The organism is Pseudodesulfovibrio sp. 5S69 (genome assembly GCF_037094465.1).
Classification (GTDB): domain Bacteria; phylum Desulfobacterota; class Desulfovibrionia; order Desulfovibrionales; family Desulfovibrionaceae; genus Pseudodesulfovibrio; species Pseudodesulfovibrio methanolicus.
Genome location: NZ_CP146609.1, coordinates 1,603,981 through 1,621,414 on the forward strand (window position 1 = coordinate 1,603,981; position 17,434 = coordinate 1,621,414).

The 17,434-nt window shown below is 51.8% G+C and carries 15 protein-coding genes and 1 pseudogene; 9 read left to right on the top strand and 7 right to left on the bottom strand.

Going from position 1 to position 17,434, the window contains the following annotated elements; translation table 11 throughout:
* Positions 1-72: 72 nt before the first annotated feature.
* Positions 73-1,077, top strand: a complete 1,005-nt coding sequence (locus V8V93_RS07405) for an amidohydrolase family protein (RefSeq protein WP_338669727.1) — start codon at positions 73-75, stop codon at positions 1,075-1,077.
* A 401-nt stretch (positions 1,078-1,478) separates the two neighbouring features.
* Here V8V93_RS07405 and V8V93_RS07410 read toward each other — a convergent pair whose 3' ends face one another.
* The 4 genes from V8V93_RS07410 to V8V93_RS07425 form a co-directional block, all read right to left on the bottom strand.
* A complete protein-coding gene (locus V8V93_RS07410) occupies positions 1,479-3,146 on the bottom strand; it encodes a PAS domain-containing sensor histidine kinase (RefSeq protein ID WP_338669728.1) in 1,668 nt (555 codons plus the stop codon).
* Between the two features lie 359 nt (positions 3,147-3,505).
* Positions 3,506-3,865: a hypothetical protein gene (locus tag V8V93_RS07415; protein ID WP_338669729.1), complete on the bottom strand. Its 360-nt coding sequence runs from the start codon at positions 3,863-3,865 to the stop codon at positions 3,506-3,508.
* Positions 3,866-3,953: 88 nt separating this feature from the next.
* Positions 3,954-4,391 carry a cytochrome c biogenesis protein CcsA gene (gene ccsA, locus V8V93_RS07420; RefSeq protein WP_338669730.1) on the bottom strand — a complete coding sequence of 146 codons (438 nt, stop codon included), beginning with the start codon at positions 4,389-4,391 and terminating at the stop codon, positions 3,954-3,956.
* Positions 4,392-4,393: 2 nt separating this feature from the next.
* Positions 4,394-4,555 carry a hypothetical protein gene (locus V8V93_RS07425; protein WP_338669731.1) on the bottom strand — a complete coding sequence of 54 codons (162 nt, stop codon included), beginning with the start codon at positions 4,553-4,555 and terminating at the stop codon, positions 4,394-4,396.
* 425 nt (positions 4,556-4,980) lie between these two features.
* Between V8V93_RS07425 and V8V93_RS07430 the strand changes: the two genes are divergently transcribed.
* The 3 genes from V8V93_RS07430 (at position 4,981) to V8V93_RS07440 (ending at position 7,496) form a co-directional block, all read left to right on the top strand.
* Positions 4,981-5,439, top strand: a complete 459-nt coding sequence (locus V8V93_RS07430; RefSeq protein WP_338669732.1) for a Spy/CpxP family protein refolding chaperone — start codon at positions 4,981-4,983, stop codon at positions 5,437-5,439.
* A 64-nt stretch (positions 5,440-5,503) separates the two neighbouring features.
* Positions 5,504-6,199 (top strand): response regulator transcription factor, encoded by a 696-nt coding sequence (locus V8V93_RS07435; RefSeq protein ID WP_338669733.1) that lies wholly within the window; start codon positions 5,504-5,506, stop codon positions 6,197-6,199.
* Complete coding sequence (locus V8V93_RS07440; RefSeq protein ID WP_338669734.1) at positions 6,192-7,496, top strand: sensor histidine kinase; 1,305 nt, start codon at positions 6,192-6,194, stop codon at positions 7,494-7,496. Before V8V93_RS07435 ends, V8V93_RS07440 begins: the two co-directional genes overlap by 8 nt.
* Positions 7,497-8,009: 513 nt before the next feature.
* Here the strand turns inward: V8V93_RS07440 and V8V93_RS07445 are convergent.
* Both V8V93_RS07445 and V8V93_RS07450 read right to left on the bottom strand, forming a co-directional pair.
* Complete coding sequence (locus tag V8V93_RS07445) at positions 8,010-9,200, bottom strand: radical SAM protein (RefSeq protein WP_338669735.1); 1,191 nt, start codon at positions 9,198-9,200, stop codon at positions 8,010-8,012.
* Between the two features lie 534 nt (positions 9,201-9,734).
* Positions 9,735-9,875 (bottom strand): annotated as a pseudogene (locus V8V93_RS07450) (transposase); the annotation flags it as partial.
* A 221-nt stretch (positions 9,876-10,096) separates the two neighbouring features.
* Here V8V93_RS07450 and V8V93_RS07455 point away from each other — a divergent pair.
* The 5 genes from V8V93_RS07455 to V8V93_RS07475 all read left to right on the top strand — a co-directional run bounded on the left by V8V93_RS07455 (position 10,097) and on the right by V8V93_RS07475 (position 16,047).
* Entirely contained in the window at positions 10,097-10,855 is a 759-nt protein-coding gene (locus V8V93_RS07455) for an IclR family transcriptional regulator (RefSeq protein ID WP_338669736.1), read from the top strand.
* A gap of 304 nt (positions 10,856-11,159) precedes the next feature.
* Positions 11,160-12,038 (top strand): dihydrodipicolinate synthase family protein, encoded by an 879-nt coding sequence (locus V8V93_RS07460; RefSeq protein WP_338669737.1) that lies wholly within the window; start codon positions 11,160-11,162, stop codon positions 12,036-12,038.
* 92 nt (positions 12,039-12,130) lie between these two features.
* A complete protein-coding gene (locus tag V8V93_RS07465; protein WP_338669738.1) occupies positions 12,131-13,546 on the top strand; it encodes a GntP family permease in 1,416 nt (471 codons plus the stop codon).
* A 39-nt stretch (positions 13,547-13,585) separates the two neighbouring features.
* Complete coding sequence (ilvD, locus tag V8V93_RS07470; protein ID WP_338669739.1) at positions 13,586-15,277, top strand: dihydroxy-acid dehydratase; 1,692 nt, start codon at positions 13,586-13,588, stop codon at positions 15,275-15,277.
* The gene (locus V8V93_RS07475; protein WP_338669740.1) at positions 15,277-16,047 is read left to right on the top strand and encodes an SDR family NAD(P)-dependent oxidoreductase; all 771 of its coding nucleotides are present in this window, start codon (positions 15,277-15,279) and stop codon (positions 16,045-16,047) included. The genes ilvD and V8V93_RS07475 overlap by 1 nt, the downstream gene beginning before the upstream one ends.
* Positions 16,048-16,870: 823 nt before the next feature.
* Here the strand turns inward: V8V93_RS07475 and V8V93_RS07480 are convergent.
* Positions 16,871-17,422, bottom strand: coding sequence for a hypothetical protein (locus tag V8V93_RS07480; RefSeq protein WP_338669741.1), 552 nt, complete (start codon positions 17,420-17,422; stop codon positions 16,871-16,873).
* Positions 17,423-17,434 lie beyond the last annotated feature (12 nt).

The window sequence follows — 17,434 nt, forward strand, 5'->3', positions numbered from 1 at the left end:
AGTTCGAAGCTCGGACGAAATCCAGACCGGCTCAAGGAAGCAATTACTCATCACCTTTTGGAGGGGAGTACCATGGTAAAGAAGGATGAACATATTCCTTTGATCGGCATTGAAGAACATTTTCTCACGGAGGAAGTGATTCAAGCCTGGGATAGGGCGAATCTATCCGCCTCCGATCCCAGCCTGGCGCATAATGCTGGTGTTATCGGGCAACGTTTGCTGGATGTGTCCCAAGGGCGTGTTGAATTAATGGACGAAGCCGGAGTCGACGTGCAGGTGCTCTCGCTCACCACTCCGGCTTTGCATGAACTGGGTCCGGAAAGTATCAATATAGCTAAGCGTTGCAATGATGCTATCGCCGAAACGATTGTCCGTCATCCGGGCCGGTTCCAGGGTTATGCAACCTTGCCGGTGGTTGATCCGGAGGCGGCCGCCCTGGAACTGGAACGTTGCGTTAAAACGCTTGGTTTCAAAGGGACGATGCTGGGGGGGCGCGTTGGAGATCGTAATCTGGATCATCCTGACTTCGCACCGATATTTGAGAGCGCCAGTGCGCTGCATGTCCCGGTTAGTCTGCACCCCCGTACACCGCCAATTGCTGTACGGGAAGCCTACTACAGCGGGATGAGTCCTGATCTAGAGATTGCCTTGGCGACGTATGGCCTCGGCTGGCATTACGATGCCGGAGTGCAGTTTGTCCGGCTTCTCGTGTCAGGTCTCTTTGACCGTCTGCCTAAATTACAGCTTATCCTGGGGCACTGGGGAGAAATGGTGTTGTTCTTTTCGGAACGTATGGCTGCACTGGGACGTTCCGCGAAACTGGATAAACCTGTAATGGATTATCTGAAAAGTAATCTGTACGTGACCGCCAGTGGCATGTTTTCAGCCAATTATCTGGCACGTGCCGCCAGCATTGTAGGTAAAGATCGGTTGCTGTTCTCGACGGATTTTCCGTATCAGTATCGCCCTGGCCATGATGCCCGCCGCTTTTTAAATGAGTGTGGTTTGGAGGGGGAGGAGCTGGCTGCCTTCGCCCACGGTAATTGGGATCGCCTGACAAAAAACTGCGGCCAATAACTCTGCCGTCTTCAGTCGCGGCCTGCCTTGGCTGGAGATGTCGCCTTGTTTGTGGCAGGGGAGGTGGAGAATGCAGGATGTGTGTATTCGTGTCAGCTATGGGCTCGAAAAATGAATGGCTTGCTGGGATAAAACTCAGCAAGCCATTCATTTCGTTGGAGCCAGGAATCGGAGTTGAACCGACGGCCTGCTGATTGTTGATCTGGGCGTTGGTGTGCCTAAGGCGTAGCGCGTTGGGTCGGAGTCAAAGGGGGCAACCTTAAACTTGCTGCCTTACTGTCCGAACAACCGAGACCACCTCTGCGACTCCAGAGGAACCCACGCCGGCTTGGAAGCAGCAGGATGAGGACTTTGGCAGTATTGTGCGAGCGATCCTGTATAGTTATAATATATTGTATTTATTATCTATTCGATCTTGGGAAATGAATTGTGAATGTAGTTCCTTCACCCACTACGGAGGAAAAAAATATTTTCCCATGGTTTTTCTCGACAAGCGAATGCACAATCCCCAACCCCTGCCCAGTTCCTTTTCCTATCTCTTTGGTCGTAAAGAATGGATCGAAAACCCTGTGAGAAATTGACTCTGGTATGCCACACCCATTGTCTTGCACGGTTATTTCAACTGCTTCGTCATTGTTCCTTGCCTCAAGAGTAATTTCCCCTGAGGTGTTGTCTCCTGCTCCTCTCTCTTGAATGGCTTGGGCAGCATTTATCATGAGATTCAAGATAATTTGGTTGATGTCTCCCATGATGCCTTGGATAAGGTGTAATTGGGGATCGCAATTGATTTTAACCACCGCTATGTGTTTCCATTCATTTCGGGTTATATTAACTATGTTTTCGAAAACTTCACCTAGATGTATATGCACAAATGAATGGTTGTCGGGATGAGCCAGTCTTTTTAGGGTTTGGACAATTTTGGAGACCTGATCAATGCCATTTTGGGATTCGAGTATGGCCTTTGGGACTTCACTCATAACGTAATTCAAATCTTCGGCCAGAGTTTCGTCGGAAGAAGCTTCCGTCAAAGAGGACAAATCAATCAGTTGGCTTATCTCTTGCCAGGACTCTTGAAGGAATTTCAGGTTATTGGCGATATATTGTAATGGCGTATTGATTTCGTGGGCAATGCCAGAAGCCAGTTGACCAATGCTTTCGAGCTTTCGTGCGTGAGCTAACTCCATTTCCATTTGTTTTTGATTTGTGCGGTCTTCGATAGTAATAATACCACCTTCGAATTTACCACTCACATCCTTCATTCGTGCGAGGCTAACGAAATAGAAATGGTATCCATCGGTTGCTTCTTCGGTATGCTCAAAAGTTTTGAAAGCGAAATCTCCGAGTAGAAACGAGTCTAATTCCTCAGAAATCCAAGGCAGCATTTCGTGGATGTCCTTGCCGATTGATAGCTCCTGCATGTCTTTCTTTGTTCCATAATAAGTGGCACCAGAGTGTGAGGTGTAACCAAGGCTCTTTGCTGCTGCGTTGTTGATATTGTCCACGGTACCATCTTTTCCAATCAAAAATGACGGAATCCCAAGGCTCTCAAATAGGGTGAGGTACTTGCTTTTTTCATTTGTCACTTCACGATTTGCTGATTGGAGTTCCAGTATTTCGTTGTCAAGCTCTATGCCGGACCATTCAGAACAGAAGGCAATTTCAATGAGGTCAAAGGTGCGCTCAATAAAATGCTTGTTATGGAGTATCTCTTCAGGGGAAGCCTCCATGCGCCTGGCAAGGTCTACAAATGAATAGCGATAGTACTTGTAGAGACCTAGGAACATTTGGAGGCTGATCCCACGTTCTCGATGAAGGCGGGCTTCCTTGATGCCAAACTGTGCAATGGAACTTTCACTTAATTTATCGTGAGGAGAGAACTCTGGGAGTCCTTCACCTATCCTTTCGAGGGCATCAATTATAGCATCGGTTAAGCCGACAATGGATATCCTCCATGCCTCAACAAGAGTCGAAGTGTATACTGTATATCCCTGCTTCTTGGCGTACTGTAGTATTCTCTCCATAAGCCATAATTCATTATCTCTTATATATTCACCAAGGCTGGTAACCATTTAGCCCTCCAGAATGATTTCTATTTCAAACTCGGCCAAAAAAATTATACCAGAATTGTAAAAAACATACGACTTCAAAATAGTCTAAGGAGCGGTTTCGGTTCTTCGGACGGTTCGGCAGTAAAGTTAAGGTGGAGTTCTGCCTCGTTACGCTGCCTGACGGGCTTCCCATTCCAGGGGGACTTTATGGAGTTGGTGTGATGGACAGCGCGGATGATGCCGGGAGTATCAATAACCGTTTGGGTCGGCATCCGACCCGGTTTGAGGAATTTGACTTCTAGGCCGCAGAGTGGGGGGGCAGAGGAAGGGATCACCCCGTTTTGGATCAGGGTGATCGCTTTCATGTCCTTAACTGTCCCTTACTCGGCCAGCAGTTCCGGCTTGACAAATTCAGTGATATCGTTGCCGAAATGAACGAACACTTTTTCCACGCCTTTGACCGGAATCCAGTAGCCGTCCACGTATCTGCCCTGCTTGGTAAAGGCACCTTTGCGCTCGGCCTGGCCGGATTTGAGCATCTTGTTGCCCAGACAACCGGGACAGATGCGATCGCTCGGGTAGAGGCTATAGCATTTGATGCCCGGGGTGATACCCAACTCTTCCGCCCGCTGGTTCACAGCCAGAACGTCGCGGCAGGCGTGGACGAGCATCACGGGTTCGGGGTACAGCCCCCACATGGTGTCAAAGGCTTCCAGAACGGATTGATCAATTGATTGCATTTTTTTCTCCTTTTGATGTTGGTGAAGTTACTACAATTTATATTGATAAAATGTGCGTAGTACCGAATAGGCAAGCGCAAGCGGTTTTTCAGGTTGTCGCCAGATAGAACTCCAGGACAAAGGACATCACCACTGCATGAAAACCATAGACAGCCATATAGGAAGGAATTTTACCGCGCAGTCCCGTTGTCAGCCTGAAGGACAAAATGAGCAGATAGAAAAGCCAAATGACGGCTGGAAAGAGTATCCGTGGCGAAGTCAGATCAACCATTCCATCTTTGGCGCCCTGAAAAGCTATGCCCATGATGAGCCCCAGGCCCATCGCCACAAAACCGAGGGCCAGGGAGACAAAAAGACTTCGGTCCAGATCATGGAGACTCCAGCGGAATCCCTCACCCAATCTGAACGCCTTGGTCTTGATCGCTCTTTCTCTCTTCAGATAGACAAAGGCGATCACGCAGGTGATTCCAAAAAGCAAATAGCCCAGAGAGCAAACGATAATATGAAGAGACAAAAGTGCTGACATTGCTACTCTCCCCTTGTTGATCGGCCACGACGGTCGGCTAATCCTTTCACTGCGCCGGAATCCTTGCCTTCGTTTCCGACGACGGCTTTTCTTCGCAACCACAGGCTGTGCGCGATCTTGCCGAAAAGTCCCGTCAGAAAAGCCGTACCAACAAAAACACCCATTACTTACTCCAGACTCCACGAAGATGCCCCTCGGCTGGAGGATTTTCTCCATGGGCGTGGATCGTCTTCACGTATTTTTTCCAGCCGGGACAAACAGCGGTATGCCAAATCCAGAGCCGGCCTAGGAACGACGAAGGCGACTGCTCCGCTTTCTTCCTGAGTCTGCAGGTGTCGCACGACATTTGGGGTCTGCTGTTTCCTTTTTGCATCACGATCTCCTTATAAGTGGCTGCCGCATTCCTGAGCGATGTTGGCACCATATTACGCAAGTCAAACCGAAATTCCTCTCTGAGTTGCAACGAGATGTAACAAGTTGTTTCCGGCGGCTGGATACAATTGGATACAATTCGTTTCAGGTGAGAAAAGCCTTTGACAATTGCCTGCGATACTCAAAAGCATACTTTGCACCCAATAAGGAAAACCATATGAGAAAGATGTTGATTATCGGTGTGTTGGTCGGCGTTGTCATGCTTGGTGCCTGCACCAGATATGCAGCGATGAAGGGCCCCTTCGACGGCAATGAAGTCAACACCGCTTTTGTTGAGTATGTTGTGGATAACGCCCAAGATAGGCTTGATTTGACGGACGAACAGCGTGATCAGTTCAGAGTGATGGTGGAAGAAATGGCCGCCAGAGCGCTTGAACAGCGTCCCGAGGTAGCTGCGTTGCGAGAAAAAATGGCTGAAGAAGTTCGTAAGCCGCGACTCGACATGGATACGATGGAAGCTTTAATGAGAGAGCGCATGCAGCTCTTCCGCATCATCGTGGAAGAAGAGAAGGATGAATTTGTCGCTTTTCATGCAACGCTGACGGATGAACAAAAAGGCGCTCTGGCCCAACTGATTCTTGATCATGGGAAGAAGGGCTGGCACGGCAGCCACTAACCAGCTATTGTGCGAGTTACCTCGACATACGGGGCAACTCACTTTCGCGCCGCGCGAGGATGTAATGGCAAATACCATTTTAGTCATCGAGGACGACGCCGATCTCCAGCAACTCCTGAAAGAGTACCTGGCCGGGTTCGGTTATACAGTCCATCCCGAAGGAACGCCCGAAGCAGGTTTGGATGCCTTCAAATCCCTTTCCCCCGACCTGGTCATTCTGGATGTCATGCTCCCCGGAATAAACGGCTTCGAGGTCTGTCGCCGTATTCGCCAGGACTCGCAGATCCCGATCATCATGCTCACCGCTCGCGGTGACGTCATGGACCGGGTGGCCGGGCTTGAAATCGGTGCTGATGACTACTTGCCCAAGCCGTTCGAACCTCGTGAACTCGTCGCCCGCATCCAATCCATCCTGCGTCGCAGCCAGCATAATACGACGTCCGGAAAAGGGGAGTTCGGCTCGCTTCGTATCGACTTCGACGGCCGTGCCGCGCTACTCAATGGGGAGGACATCGGCCTGACCACCAATGAATTCAACGCCCTTGCCGTTTTGGCCCGCAACCCCGGAAAAACATTCAGCAGGGACGATCTTATGCAAGAGTTGCGAGGCCTGGACAGTGAATCTTTCAACCGCTCCATAGATATCACCATGAGTCGCATCCGCCAGAAGCTCGGCGACGATCCCAAACATCCCAGATACATCAAAACAATCTGGGGAACCGGCTATGCCTTTATTGGGCAGGGAAGTGAAGATGGCTAGAGTTTGTCGAAGGATCAGGCAATCCCTGTTCACTAAATTGGCCTTGGTGCTCGTCATGGGGGTTGTGGCCATCAATGCCGTCACCATCCATCTCTACACCACCCAGAAACGTGAATATGACACCACGCTAAACCTGAGTTTGCTGCAGTATGCCCGTCACCTTGCCGACCAGGTCGGCTCCCCGCCAGACAGGAGTAAGGCGGAGGCTCTGGCTCGCCAACGGCCCATGCGCATCACCTATACGGGGAAAACTTCATGGGTGGTTGGCGAAACGGAGGAGACATTTCCAGAAAGATTCCTTGTGCCGCGTTTTTCTCAAGAGGGGATTGAAATACTCAATCTTCATGAGAATTACAGACTGCGCGTTTCGCTTGCCTCTGGTGGACTTTTGACTTTTGATCTGTTTTCCACAGAAGCCGAACGGTCTGCGTTGCGTCAATTCGGGGTTTATTTCCTCGTCGGCTCTTGCCTGATCATGCTGGCCATCTATCTCGTCCTGCGGCTCCTTCTTCGGCCCATTGAATGGTTGACCGAAGGGGCCGAGTCTGTCCGGGATGGCAAGCTTGACACACGTGTGCGGACGAGAGGTTCCGGCCAGCTCAGAGAGCTCTGTGAAACCTTTAACCAAATGGCGATTCGACTGGAAAGCCTTGTGACAGGACAACGTGATTTGTTGCTTGGAGTCAGCCATGAGTTGCGAACTCCGCTCACCCGCCTCAAGCTACGATTGGAAATGCTGGGCACCAAGGTCGACACCACGGCTATTAAGCAGGATGTGGGGGAAATGGAAACCATGATCACCTCGCTGCTGGAAACTGCGAAAATGCACCACGGAGCCGATGGTGTCCGAGCACAGTCGATGGATATGGCGCAACTCGTCGCCTCTGTTGCAAGCGGTTATCAAGCCCAGCCTCCCGGGATTACGGTGGACATCCCTCAAGAGCCGGTCTTGGCAATGGTCGATCCACAAAAAATAACTATGGCCTTGAACACGTTGCTGGACAACGCAATCAAGTATTCCGCCCCGGATGGCCCGCCTGTCGAGGTCTCGCTACGAGTGAGAGACCATGAGGTCAGCATTATCATCACAGATCACGGCATAGGCATCCCGGAAGAATCGATCAGTCACCTTTTTGATCCTTTCTACAGAGTGGACGAATCGCGAACCCGCGACACTGGAGGGTATGGCCTGGGCCTTTATCTTTGCCAAACGATCATCAAAGCGCATAGGGCGCATATTGAAGTGGTGAGTACCTTGGGCGTGGGAACGACGTTTCGGGTAACTTTTCAATCGTGATTCACGCACTTTCGATTTTCTATTGGGGCGGGCTGTCGTTCTACAACAGATTGAATTGTTTGTAGTAATTTTTTATTTGATCGGACACTTCCTCTTGAGAAGTGAGAGGTTCTCCCTTCTGATGGAAATGTTGAAGACCATCAAACTGAGCTCTGCGCTCAAAAGAGAACCCCATGTCCAGTTTCCATCACAACGTCATCCTCGGATCATTCTCTGCCGTTTGCTTCGCCTGCTTCGGGCCCAACGGAGCGGGGAAAAACAACGGCCATGCGCATCCTGACCGGGTTCGCGCGTCCCGATTCGGGACAAGTCTTCGTGCAGGGGCATGATCTGCTGCGCAACCCGGTGTGCTCGGAGTGCCAGCAACGAAATGCTCAATCAGACGGCCGGATATATAAGCCGACAAACGCGATCTTTTTAGCCTCATAGTCCCCCCTAATACGACAAGAGATCTATGTCAGCCCCAAAAGTTTAATACATGATTTTCGGTAAATTCAAAGCAAATACAGAGTCTTAGATGAATTGTTTTAATATTTGATCCACAACGTGGTCCCAGTTCTCCAAAGATACACCGAGTTCACGACATCGTTGTTTTGCGTAGCGCCTTTTTTGGGGATCGTTCAGGTCCGAGAAACGTGAAAAGCAATGAGTGCGACGGCCGATGGAGAAGAGCATCTGTTCCTCCGGCGGCAGGTCGAGAAAGGCCCTTACTGGCTTAGTCATGACTTCTCTGCTTTCAGTAATTTTCCCATCAACTTCCTGGAAGAGATTGAGGACATGATCGTTGCACACAGTGGCGTCGATTCCAGCCAATGAATCCAGCATGAGCAGGAGTTCTTGCGCTGTCTCAACTTCGCCCATCTTGTCGAATTCGCCAGCCTCATATTGTGCCGCGAGGGGGGCGCTGTCCGGTAGGCCCAGAGTGCGCAGTCTGATGAAGTCCGGATTTATCTGGTTCAAGGCGTCTGCTGTCTCAACAGCGTTCTCCCGTGACAGGGAGCGACCACCCAGCCCTAGCATCCAGTATTCGGATAATTCCATGCCGGCACGTTTGACCTTTTGTCCTGCCGCGATCTGAGTGGACTTGTCCACACCCTTCTTAACCGCCTTGAGGACTTTGTCCGATCCGGATTCCATGCCGATGTGGACGCGATTGAGACCTGCTTCACTAATCCGTATCATGTCTTCGTCGCTGACCTTTGCCACAGATTTGGAACGGGCATAGGTCGTGATGCGATCTACATCCGGGAAGCATTCACGGACATGTTTCAGAATCAGAACAAGATCATCCGGTTTGAGAATGAAGCTGTTGCCGTCCTGCATGAAGATGGAGCGCATGCCGTTATTGATGAAATTGTAGGCAGCGTATATCGCTTGGCGGTCAAAGCCAGGATCCTTCTCTAAGGCATGAAAATGGCTCCAAAGCATGCGCCCATGGAGCTTCTCAAGGTCTAAAAGCTTTTCTACGTTTTGATGCACCAGATCGATATCGCGCAGGATATGGTCCACCGGGCGCAAGGAGAATTTCTGGCCCTTGTATAACCCGCAGAAAGTGCATTGGTTCCAAGGACAATTACGGGTGATACGCAGAAGCAAGCTTCCGGCTTCGCTCGGTGGTCGGATCGGCCCCTGTTCAAAGCCTTTGTACTCGTTGTCGTCCGTCTTAGACGGACATTGATCATTATATATGTTCAAGAGTTCCATGGAGATCCTCCTTAGGGTAAGGAACAATGTTGTATTGGGCGGAAAGCTGCTCGTTATGGAACATGTTTGGTAACTCGTCATTCTTGTCCATGAGCTACGCCCGACGGCGGTATGGAAGAGCTGAACCTGCTTCATGAAATAGGCCATACCGGTACCGATCAGGGAAGAGCCGTCCTTTGCGATTTCCTCTTAAACGTTCAGCAGCTCCTGAGCCGGGCTGCCGTTATCGTCATACATTTTCATGGACGTTGAAGCGCGGATGACACGGTTCTTGAGCTTCATATTGCCAATGGTCCTGGCTCAAAAATAACCTGCGCTTCTTTTGGGTCAAGTACCTACTTTACAGTTAGGTACTTACTAAAAGGTAAGTATGCCCACGCAAGGAGGATGAAAAACGAAAATTGAAACGACGTGCGCGCTGAAGCGGGACGGGAGAGAAATTTTAATTGTTCTTTTGAACTGTCACAGCAGGTGATATGCGGAAAGTGGAAACTGAAGAATTTGTTCTATCTGGGACGGCCGCCAGTGGAGATGCCCCCCGTACTCCTTTTCCCTGCGATAAAAGGTCTGCTCGCTGATCCCCATTTTGCGGATCACTTCCTTCACGGGAGTCCCAGGCTCGGCCAGGCGCAGAGCAAAGGCGATTTGTTCTTTAGTGTACCTTGATCTTTTCACGACAAAATCCTCCTACTTTCTGATAGTCGATTTCGCCGGAAAACTCACTTCGTCGGCGGACCTATTTCCGGGGAGCAGGTCACCCCGCGAACAGAGAGGGCCAGGGTCATCATAAATCTGGTAATCAAAATTGTTCTGAACAATGGTTGACAGCAAGTAATCGGAAGGATAAAAAAATAAAAAAATGAACGGAGTGCGGTAATGTCGCACAGAGGGTGAGCATGTCAGAAGGTAGGATCATACAGTCGGTAGCTAGGGCGCTGAGCATTTTGGAGCTGTTTGAGGGCTCCTCAATAGATCTGAGCGTTACGGAGATCGCCAATAAGCTCGATTTGAGCAAGAGTACTGCCTTTGGACTGATCAACACCCTGGCTCACAAAGGGTATCTTGAGCAGAATCCGCGTGATTCCAGATATTCACTCGGACTCAAGCTGCTTCGTCTGGGTGGCATGGTCAGAAAACACAGCATCTTGTGTCGCAAGGCCAGGCCCTATCTGGAGCAGTTGGTAGACGAGTTCTCGGAGACCGTGCATTTGGCCGTGGAGAAAAACGGCTTGGTTGTCTACATAGAGAAGATCCGCGGTGACAAGACCATATTCGTGCAGTCGGATGTGGGCGCGGAAAATCCCATGTACTGCACCGGTGTCGGGAAGTGCTTGCTGGCCTACATGCCCGAGGAGCGTCGGGAGCGTATCATCCGGCAGATGGGCGAACTGGAGCGGCGCGGCCCCAATACGATCACTGATCGTGATGAACTCCGAAAAGAGCTTGAGAGCATCAGGGGCAAGGGGTATTGCTACGATGACGAGGAGTATGCACCTGGTCTGCTTTGTGTTGCCGCTCCGGTCGAAAGCCCGGGGGCAGGCGTTGTGGCTGCAGTGAGTCTTTCCGGAGCCAAAGCCGGCATTCCGTCCAGAAAAATGGAGGAACTGACGGCACGAGTGGTGGAAGTGGCCGGAATGATCAGCGCTGAATTGTAATTTTTTTTTCGCAATAAAAGTGAACAGAGTGCGACAATGTCGCACCATTCTGAAAAGCAAGTGATTACGAAGAACCAGTAGAAAGAATAAATAGCAACTGACACCTTGGAATTATTTGAGAAGTAGAAGGTGTTGGCATTATGTTGATTGGCAAGCTTTCTGTCGGAGAAAGCGGCCTGATGCCGCCAGTGTGGGAAAATTTGGCATTGATAGCGAACGACGTGCGACTATGTCGCACATTGTCGATGAATGATTACGTTTGATTCCGGGATAACCGGTTTGTTGTCAACTCAAGGAGATCAGAATGTACAAAGGTATTTACACGGCAATTGCCACATTGTTCGACGTGGAAGGTGTCGTGGATAAGGCGGCCAACGCCAGGCTCGTCGACTACCTCATCGAAGCCGGGACGGACGGAGCTCTGTTCCTGGGTAGCACCGGCGAGTTCTTCAACATGAATATGGAGGAGAAGAAGGAGCACTTCTCGTTCATAGCCGACCATGCAAAGGGACGGTTTTCTCTGTTCGCCGGGACCGGCGGCATGGATATACGCGAGACCATTGAACTGACGCAGCATGTGCAGGAGTGTGGTTTTGACGCGGCCGTGGTCATGTGCCCCTACTATTTCAACCTGCCGGAAACAAATATTCGAGAATATTTTGACCAGGTTGCGTCCAATGTGGACATCGACATACTGCTTTACAATTTCCCGGCACGGAATGGCGTGACCTACTCCCCGGAAATGATTCGGTCCCTTGTCGAGGATCACAAGCACATCGTGGGCATCAAGGATTCAGGGTCCACCCTGGAGGACATGCGCCGCTACATCAGTGAAGTGGCCAATGCTATTGACGGGTTCAGTGTCTTCTCCGGGTTCGATGAGTTCTTGGTGCCAAACCTGCTTTCCGGCGGTGCGGGAACTATTGGAGCCCTGCCCAACTTTGAACCGGAGCTGTTCGTCAAGTTGCGCAAAGCCGTCGAGGCGGGTGACCTTGATGCCGTCCGCGCAGGCCAGAAGCGTCTGGCCGGTCTCATGAAGCTGTACACAGTGACCAATCCGTTCGTGGCTTCCGTCAAGTACGCGATCAATCAAAAGGTCGTTCCCACATATCCTGCAATGCGATTCAGTTCCCTGACCATCTCCGAGGAGGAAATGGCCCGGGTGAACGAAATTATTGCCTGATGCTTTCCGTGGAATATTCCGGGCGGTTTTTGGAGGTTGCCGCCTTGGATCATATTCCGTAACGCTCACTTTCATTCCCTAAAGGAGGGAGTATGACTCCTGGTATTTTTATAGTTGTTCTGGCGGTAGCTATCGCGGTCCTGATGCTGCTGATAATGAAGATCAAGATGCACCCGGTGCTGGCATTGTTTCTTACGACCCTGGGGCTTGGTCTGGCCCTTGGCAACGGCGTGGTTGGGTCGGTCAGTCTGATCAACTCAGGGTTCGGCGGTACTCTGAAAGGTATTGGTGTAACCATCATCCTGGGGTCCATCCTGGCCATGGGTATTCAGGATTCCGGGGCAGCTACATCCATTGCCAACTTCTTTACCCGCCTGTTCCGGGGTAAATGCCTTGAACTTGCACCGGCTCTGACCGCCTTCATCGTGTCCATTCCGGTCTTCGGCGACATCACCATGGTGCTGACCGCGCCCATCGCTTCGATTCTGTCTCTGCGCCGAAAGATATCCATGTCTTCCATGGCCGCGTTCACCGGCCTCGGGCTGTTTCTGACCCACGGTCTGGTTCCACCTACTCCTGGTATTCTGGCCATCGCTCTGTTGTATGGTGCGGACCTCGGTCTGACGATCTTCTGGGGTACGATCATCAGCGCCATTGCATTCTTCGGTACCTGGCTGCTGCTCCGCTCCTGGTGCGCCAAGGAATGGATCGCCCCTCGTGAGGACTTTGTTGAAGGCTTTGAACCGGCCAAGTCCGATGCCGTTGAAGAGATCGTCATCCACGAACCCAATCTGCCCAACGCCTTCCTGGCCTTTTTGCCGGTTCTGATTCCGGTTGTGCTCATCACCTTCGCCTCGTTCGCCAAGGTTTCCATGGGGGAAGGCAGCGCTGTTTTGGGCTTCTTTTCCTCGGTCGGTGACCGTGTGATCGCCCTGTTGCTGGGCGTGGTTTTCACCATCGTTCTCGGCTTCATCAAGGCCGACAAGGTCATGGCCCACCACAAGCGGATTACCGGCAGCGACAAGGAATCCCTCAAGGAAATCATATTCCACAACTGGGTTGGCCGCGGTCTTGTCGTGGCGCTGCTTCCCCTGTTGATCACCGCCATGGGTGGTGCCATGGGCGCGACCCTCAAGGCCGCTCCCGTCATCAAGGAACTGGGCGTGCTGGTCACTTCCAGCAATATCCTGCCGATCCTGGTGCCGTATCTGACTGCCGTGATCCTGATGACCGCCGTCGGTTCCATGACCACAGCCGGTCTGACCGCCGCCGCTATCATCCTGCCCATGATGGATTCTCTGGGGCTGTCTCCTCTGGCAGCCACCCTGTCCATCGGTGCTGGGACCATGATGGTCAACCATCTGAACAACAGCGGCTTCTGGATTATGTCCCAATTCTTCAACCTGAATACAAAACAGGGGATCAAGTACATTACGGTCCCGTGCGCCGTGGCTTCGGTCATCTCTATTGTTGCATTGATGATCCTGGTTTCCATGGGCCTCATCTAAACGTCGATATGAATGTGTTTAAACCCAAAGGATACGATAATGAGTAAGTTTAAGAGCGAAGACATCCTTCAAGGAGAGGGCAGCGCCTTTTACCGCTCCCTCTACAAGGCCATGGGGTATTCTAATGATGAGTTGGAAAAACGTCCGATGATCGGTATCGCCAACTCCTGGACGACTCTGGTGCCCGGACACACTAACCTCAAGCAGGTGGCAGAGTCCGTCAAAAACGGTATCTACCGGGGTGGTGGCACCGCCGTGGAGTTCGGCGTCATCGCCGCCTGTGACGGTATTGCCCAGGGGCATGACGGCATGCATTTTATTCTGCCCTCCCGTGAGTTGATCTGTGACTCCATCGAAGTACAGGCCCGGGCGCATCGCCTGGATGCCCTCGTCCTTCTTGGTTCCTGCGACAAGATCGTTCCAGGCATGCTGATGGCCGCTGCCCGGTTGGATATCCCGGCGATCATGGTCCACGGCGGCCCCATGGCGGGCGGCGTGGTCTTTGACGGTCGCAAGTCCGATCTGACCTCCATCTCCGAGGCCAGGGGCATGTATTCCTCCGGCAAAATCTCGTTCGATCAGTATGAAACTCTGGAGGACACCGTCTGCCCCGGCTGCGGTTCCTGTTCCTTCCTCGGAACGGCCAACACCATGTGCTGTCTGACCGAGGCGCTGGGCATGTGCCTGCCTGGCGGAGCACTGATCCCGGCAGTGCATTCCGATCGTATGCGTACGGCATTTGCCTCGGGCATGGCTGTCTGCGAGTTGGCCCGCAAGGAGATCACCTCCCGTCAGGTCATGACTCCGGAGGCCTTGGAAAATGCGGTCAGGGTCACCATGGCCATCAGCGGATCGACCAATGCCGTCCTGCACCTGAGCGCCATCGCCAATGAGGCGCAGATGGACGTCAATGTTCTGGATCTGTTCTCCAAGTATAATACTAATACCCCGCAGATCGCCAAGGTCAACCCCGCAGCCAAGTGGGACATGGAGGCGTTCTGGCAGGCGGGCGGTATTCCCCGTGTCATGCAGAATATGCGCACCCTCCTGCATGAGGATGTAATGACCTGCACCGGCCTGCCGCTGAACCGAAACTTGGACGATTACAAGTTCAAGTTCCCGGAGAACGACGAGATCATCAAACCCCTGGACGCTCCCTTCGGCCAGACCGGCGGCATCGCAGTGCTCCAGGGCAATTTGGCTCCCAAGACCGGAATCAGCAAGCCCGGGGCTATCGATCCTTCCCAGCATCGGTTCAAGGGAACGGCCAAGGTTTACAACTCCGAGGAGGAGGCCGAAGAGGCCATTCTCGGCGGCAAGATCGTGGACGGCGACGTGGTGGTCATCCGTTACGAAGGCCCCAAGGGCGGTCCCGGTATGCGCGAGATGTTCATGGCCATGAAGTACCTGTATGGCCGGGGGTTGAGCAAGACCACGGCCCTGATCACGGATGGCCGTTTTTCGGGCACCAACAACGGTTGCTTTGTCGGTCACATCTCCCCGGAAGCGGCAGAGGGTGGGCCGTTGGCCATCGTGGAAGACGGCGATCTCATCTCAATTGATGTCATTGACGGCAAGCTCAATCTTGAGGTGCCTGAAGAAGAGATCAAACGCCGTTTCGAAAATTGGAAGAAACCCAAGCGCAAGTTCACTACCGGCTATCTTGAGCTGTACTCCCGTGTTGCCACCTCAGCCGCCGAAGGCGCCATAATCAAGCGCGAGGCAGAGTAATGCAACTGGACTTCACGGGAAAGACGGTGGTCGTTACCGGGGGGACTTCCGGCATCGGGCTGGCCATCGCTACGCTGTTTGCCGAGCTCAACGCCAAGGTGTCTGTCTGCGCACGGTCGGCAGAAAATGTCGACAGGGTGGTTGCCAACCTGCGGTCGCAAGGATTCGAAGCGCATGGCAAGAGCGTGGATGTGGCCGACAGCCGGTCCATGTTTGCCTATGCCAAGGAGGTTCAGGCCACGTTCGGCGACATCGATGTCTGGATCAGTAACGCGGGCGTGTATCCCCAGCACAAGCTCATCGACACCCCCGAGGACGTCTGGGAAAGGACCATTCGAACTAATATGACCTCCATATACCTGGGCGGTCGCATTGCTCGGGACACAATGTCGGGGCGGGGAGGGGTGCTCATAAACGCCTCCTCCTTCGCCTCGGTCATGTCCTCCGTGGGCAGCGGCTTGTACGCAGCCACCAAGGCTGCCGTTACCAGTATGACCAAGACGTTGGCAGCGGAATTGGCCCCGTATGGCATTCGCGTCAACTGCTATATCCCGGGGGTCATCGATACGGCCATGACCCATCCGCTGCTGGGAAAAAATGGGGAGGCCATGCGTCGAACCATTGCCCTCAACAGATTCGGCAAACCCAGGGACGTGGCAACGGCCGTCGCTTTCCTTGCATCACCCTATGCAGAGTATATCTCGGGTACCTCTCTTGAGATCAGCGGTGGCAAGTTTTGCACGCAGAATCCGACTGCTGCCTGGGAGTAGAAAGACGCTCCCAAAGCATGGCCTGTATGCAATAATTCAAATATGTTATGACAATAACGGCAGCCCTGGGCATCATGCTCACGGGCTGCCTTGTTTTTGTCCTTGGCGCACAAACTTGAAGCCCAATGAAGTTGGTCCAATAGAGCGGCCCCTCTTCTAGTCTCAGTCTGGGCTAGAAGTCTCTACTTTGCAATGGACCGTACTTTACGGGGATTTTACTACCGCGTTAAACGCGACATGTTTTCTCCGAATCACAAGCCGAACGACTCCAGGCAACCCGATCGGACCAAACAAATGTGGCTGGTCCGGCATATACTCGTGCTGGCTTTAAGCAATGGCTTAAGAGTCTGTGAACTTGCCGCCTTGTGCATCGGGCACCCTCGTCAAATTTATTGATTGTCGTAGGGTATACGTTCCGGCCACCCCAGGATCTCCCCTTGCATTCAAATGTATACCAGCCTGTATATCAGGACACAAAAAAAGCACTTACGACTTGTCGTAAGTGCTTGATTCCGTTGGAGTCAGGAATCGGAATTGAACCGACGACCTACTGATTACGAATTGGTATGGATGTTTTGAACGTGTGGTCTGTATTGCTTTGAAAAGATTGATATTGCTTGAAATGCTGAGTGCTCGGTATACTCTGGAAACTGCCGATAACTACCCAAAACTACCCAAAACTACCCAAAACTACCGAAAAGTGTCTGCAGTTTGCGTACATTGCATAGGGGGAGTTTATTCTGGTTTTGGCAACGATGTGGGGCATCCTCTGCAAAGTTGGCTTACCGACTTCAGTGCCTTTTGAGATGCTCAGACCATTACGTTAGTCATCGAAGTCACAATAGAGGTACCACCCTTTGGCCCCTTCAATTTTCCTGTGCACAGCCCAATACGATCGCCAAAGGCCTTTTTGCTGATCATAGCCGTCAATGTTGTCCACCAACAAAAACTCGCCTTCCGGGTGTGGTTCGTACAAATAGCCTTTTGATGAACCGCCTGTGACCATTCCTATGCAACTTGACAGAAACAGAATTCTTGGATTGCCATTTGGAGAATAGGAGGCGTAAATTCCCCTTTCTGTAGAAATTTTTTTGAACAGCTTTCGGTACCGGGCAATCCTGTCAGGATTGTCGCTACGGGCTTTTCCATCGGCTAGTCTGTACCAATTGTCATCCACTCTTCGGATGTCATCGTCTTGCTGTAGTTCGGAAACAACCTGTTCGAAAACAGCTCGATTGTCAGCGAAATTTTGAAGCATGACATCATCGGTGTCGTGGGGAGGGGATATGATGTTCGAAAACAGCCAACCTCCAACCAGAAGGAGTACGCAAAGACCACCAATCGATAAAAAAAACCATTTGACTGTTTTAATCAATAAATGCCTCAA

What these genes read in the sequence shown, in the direction of transcription:
- V8V93_RS07405 (WP_338669727.1), top strand. Translation starts at nt 73, where the DNA reads ATGGTAAAGAAGGATGAACATATTCCTTTGATCGGCATTGAAGAACAT.
- V8V93_RS07410 (WP_338669728.1), bottom strand. Translation starts at nt 3,146, where the DNA reads ATGGTTACCAGCCTTGGTGAATATATAAGAGATAATGAATTATGGCTT.
- V8V93_RS07415 (WP_338669729.1), bottom strand. Translation starts at nt 3,865, where the DNA reads ATGCAATCAATTGATCAATCCGTTCTGGAAGCCTTTGACACCATGTGG.
- ccsA (WP_338669730.1), bottom strand. Translation starts at nt 4,391, where the DNA reads ATGTCAGCACTTTTGTCTCTTCATATTATCGTTTGCTCTCTGGGCTAT.
- V8V93_RS07425 (WP_338669731.1), bottom strand. Translation starts at nt 4,555, where the DNA reads ATGGGTGTTTTTGTTGGTACGGCTTTTCTGACGGGACTTTTCGGCAAG.
- V8V93_RS07430 (WP_338669732.1), top strand. Translation starts at nt 4,981, where the DNA reads ATGAGAAAGATGTTGATTATCGGTGTGTTGGTCGGCGTTGTCATGCTT.
- V8V93_RS07435 (WP_338669733.1), top strand. Translation starts at nt 5,504, where the DNA reads ATGGCAAATACCATTTTAGTCATCGAGGACGACGCCGATCTCCAGCAA.
- V8V93_RS07440 (WP_338669734.1), top strand. Translation starts at nt 6,192, where the DNA reads ATGGCTAGAGTTTGTCGAAGGATCAGGCAATCCCTGTTCACTAAATTG.
- V8V93_RS07445 (WP_338669735.1), bottom strand. Translation starts at nt 9,200, where the DNA reads ATGGAACTCTTGAACATATATAATGATCAATGTCCGTCTAAGACGGAC.
- V8V93_RS07455 (WP_338669736.1), top strand. Translation starts at nt 10,097, where the DNA reads ATGTCAGAAGGTAGGATCATACAGTCGGTAGCTAGGGCGCTGAGCATT.
- V8V93_RS07460 (WP_338669737.1), top strand. Translation starts at nt 11,160, where the DNA reads ATGTACAAAGGTATTTACACGGCAATTGCCACATTGTTCGACGTGGAA.
- V8V93_RS07465 (WP_338669738.1), top strand. Translation starts at nt 12,131, where the DNA reads ATGACTCCTGGTATTTTTATAGTTGTTCTGGCGGTAGCTATCGCGGTC.
- ilvD (WP_338669739.1), top strand. Translation starts at nt 13,586, where the DNA reads ATGAGTAAGTTTAAGAGCGAAGACATCCTTCAAGGAGAGGGCAGCGCC.
- V8V93_RS07475 (WP_338669740.1), top strand. Translation starts at nt 15,277, where the DNA reads ATGCAACTGGACTTCACGGGAAAGACGGTGGTCGTTACCGGGGGGACT.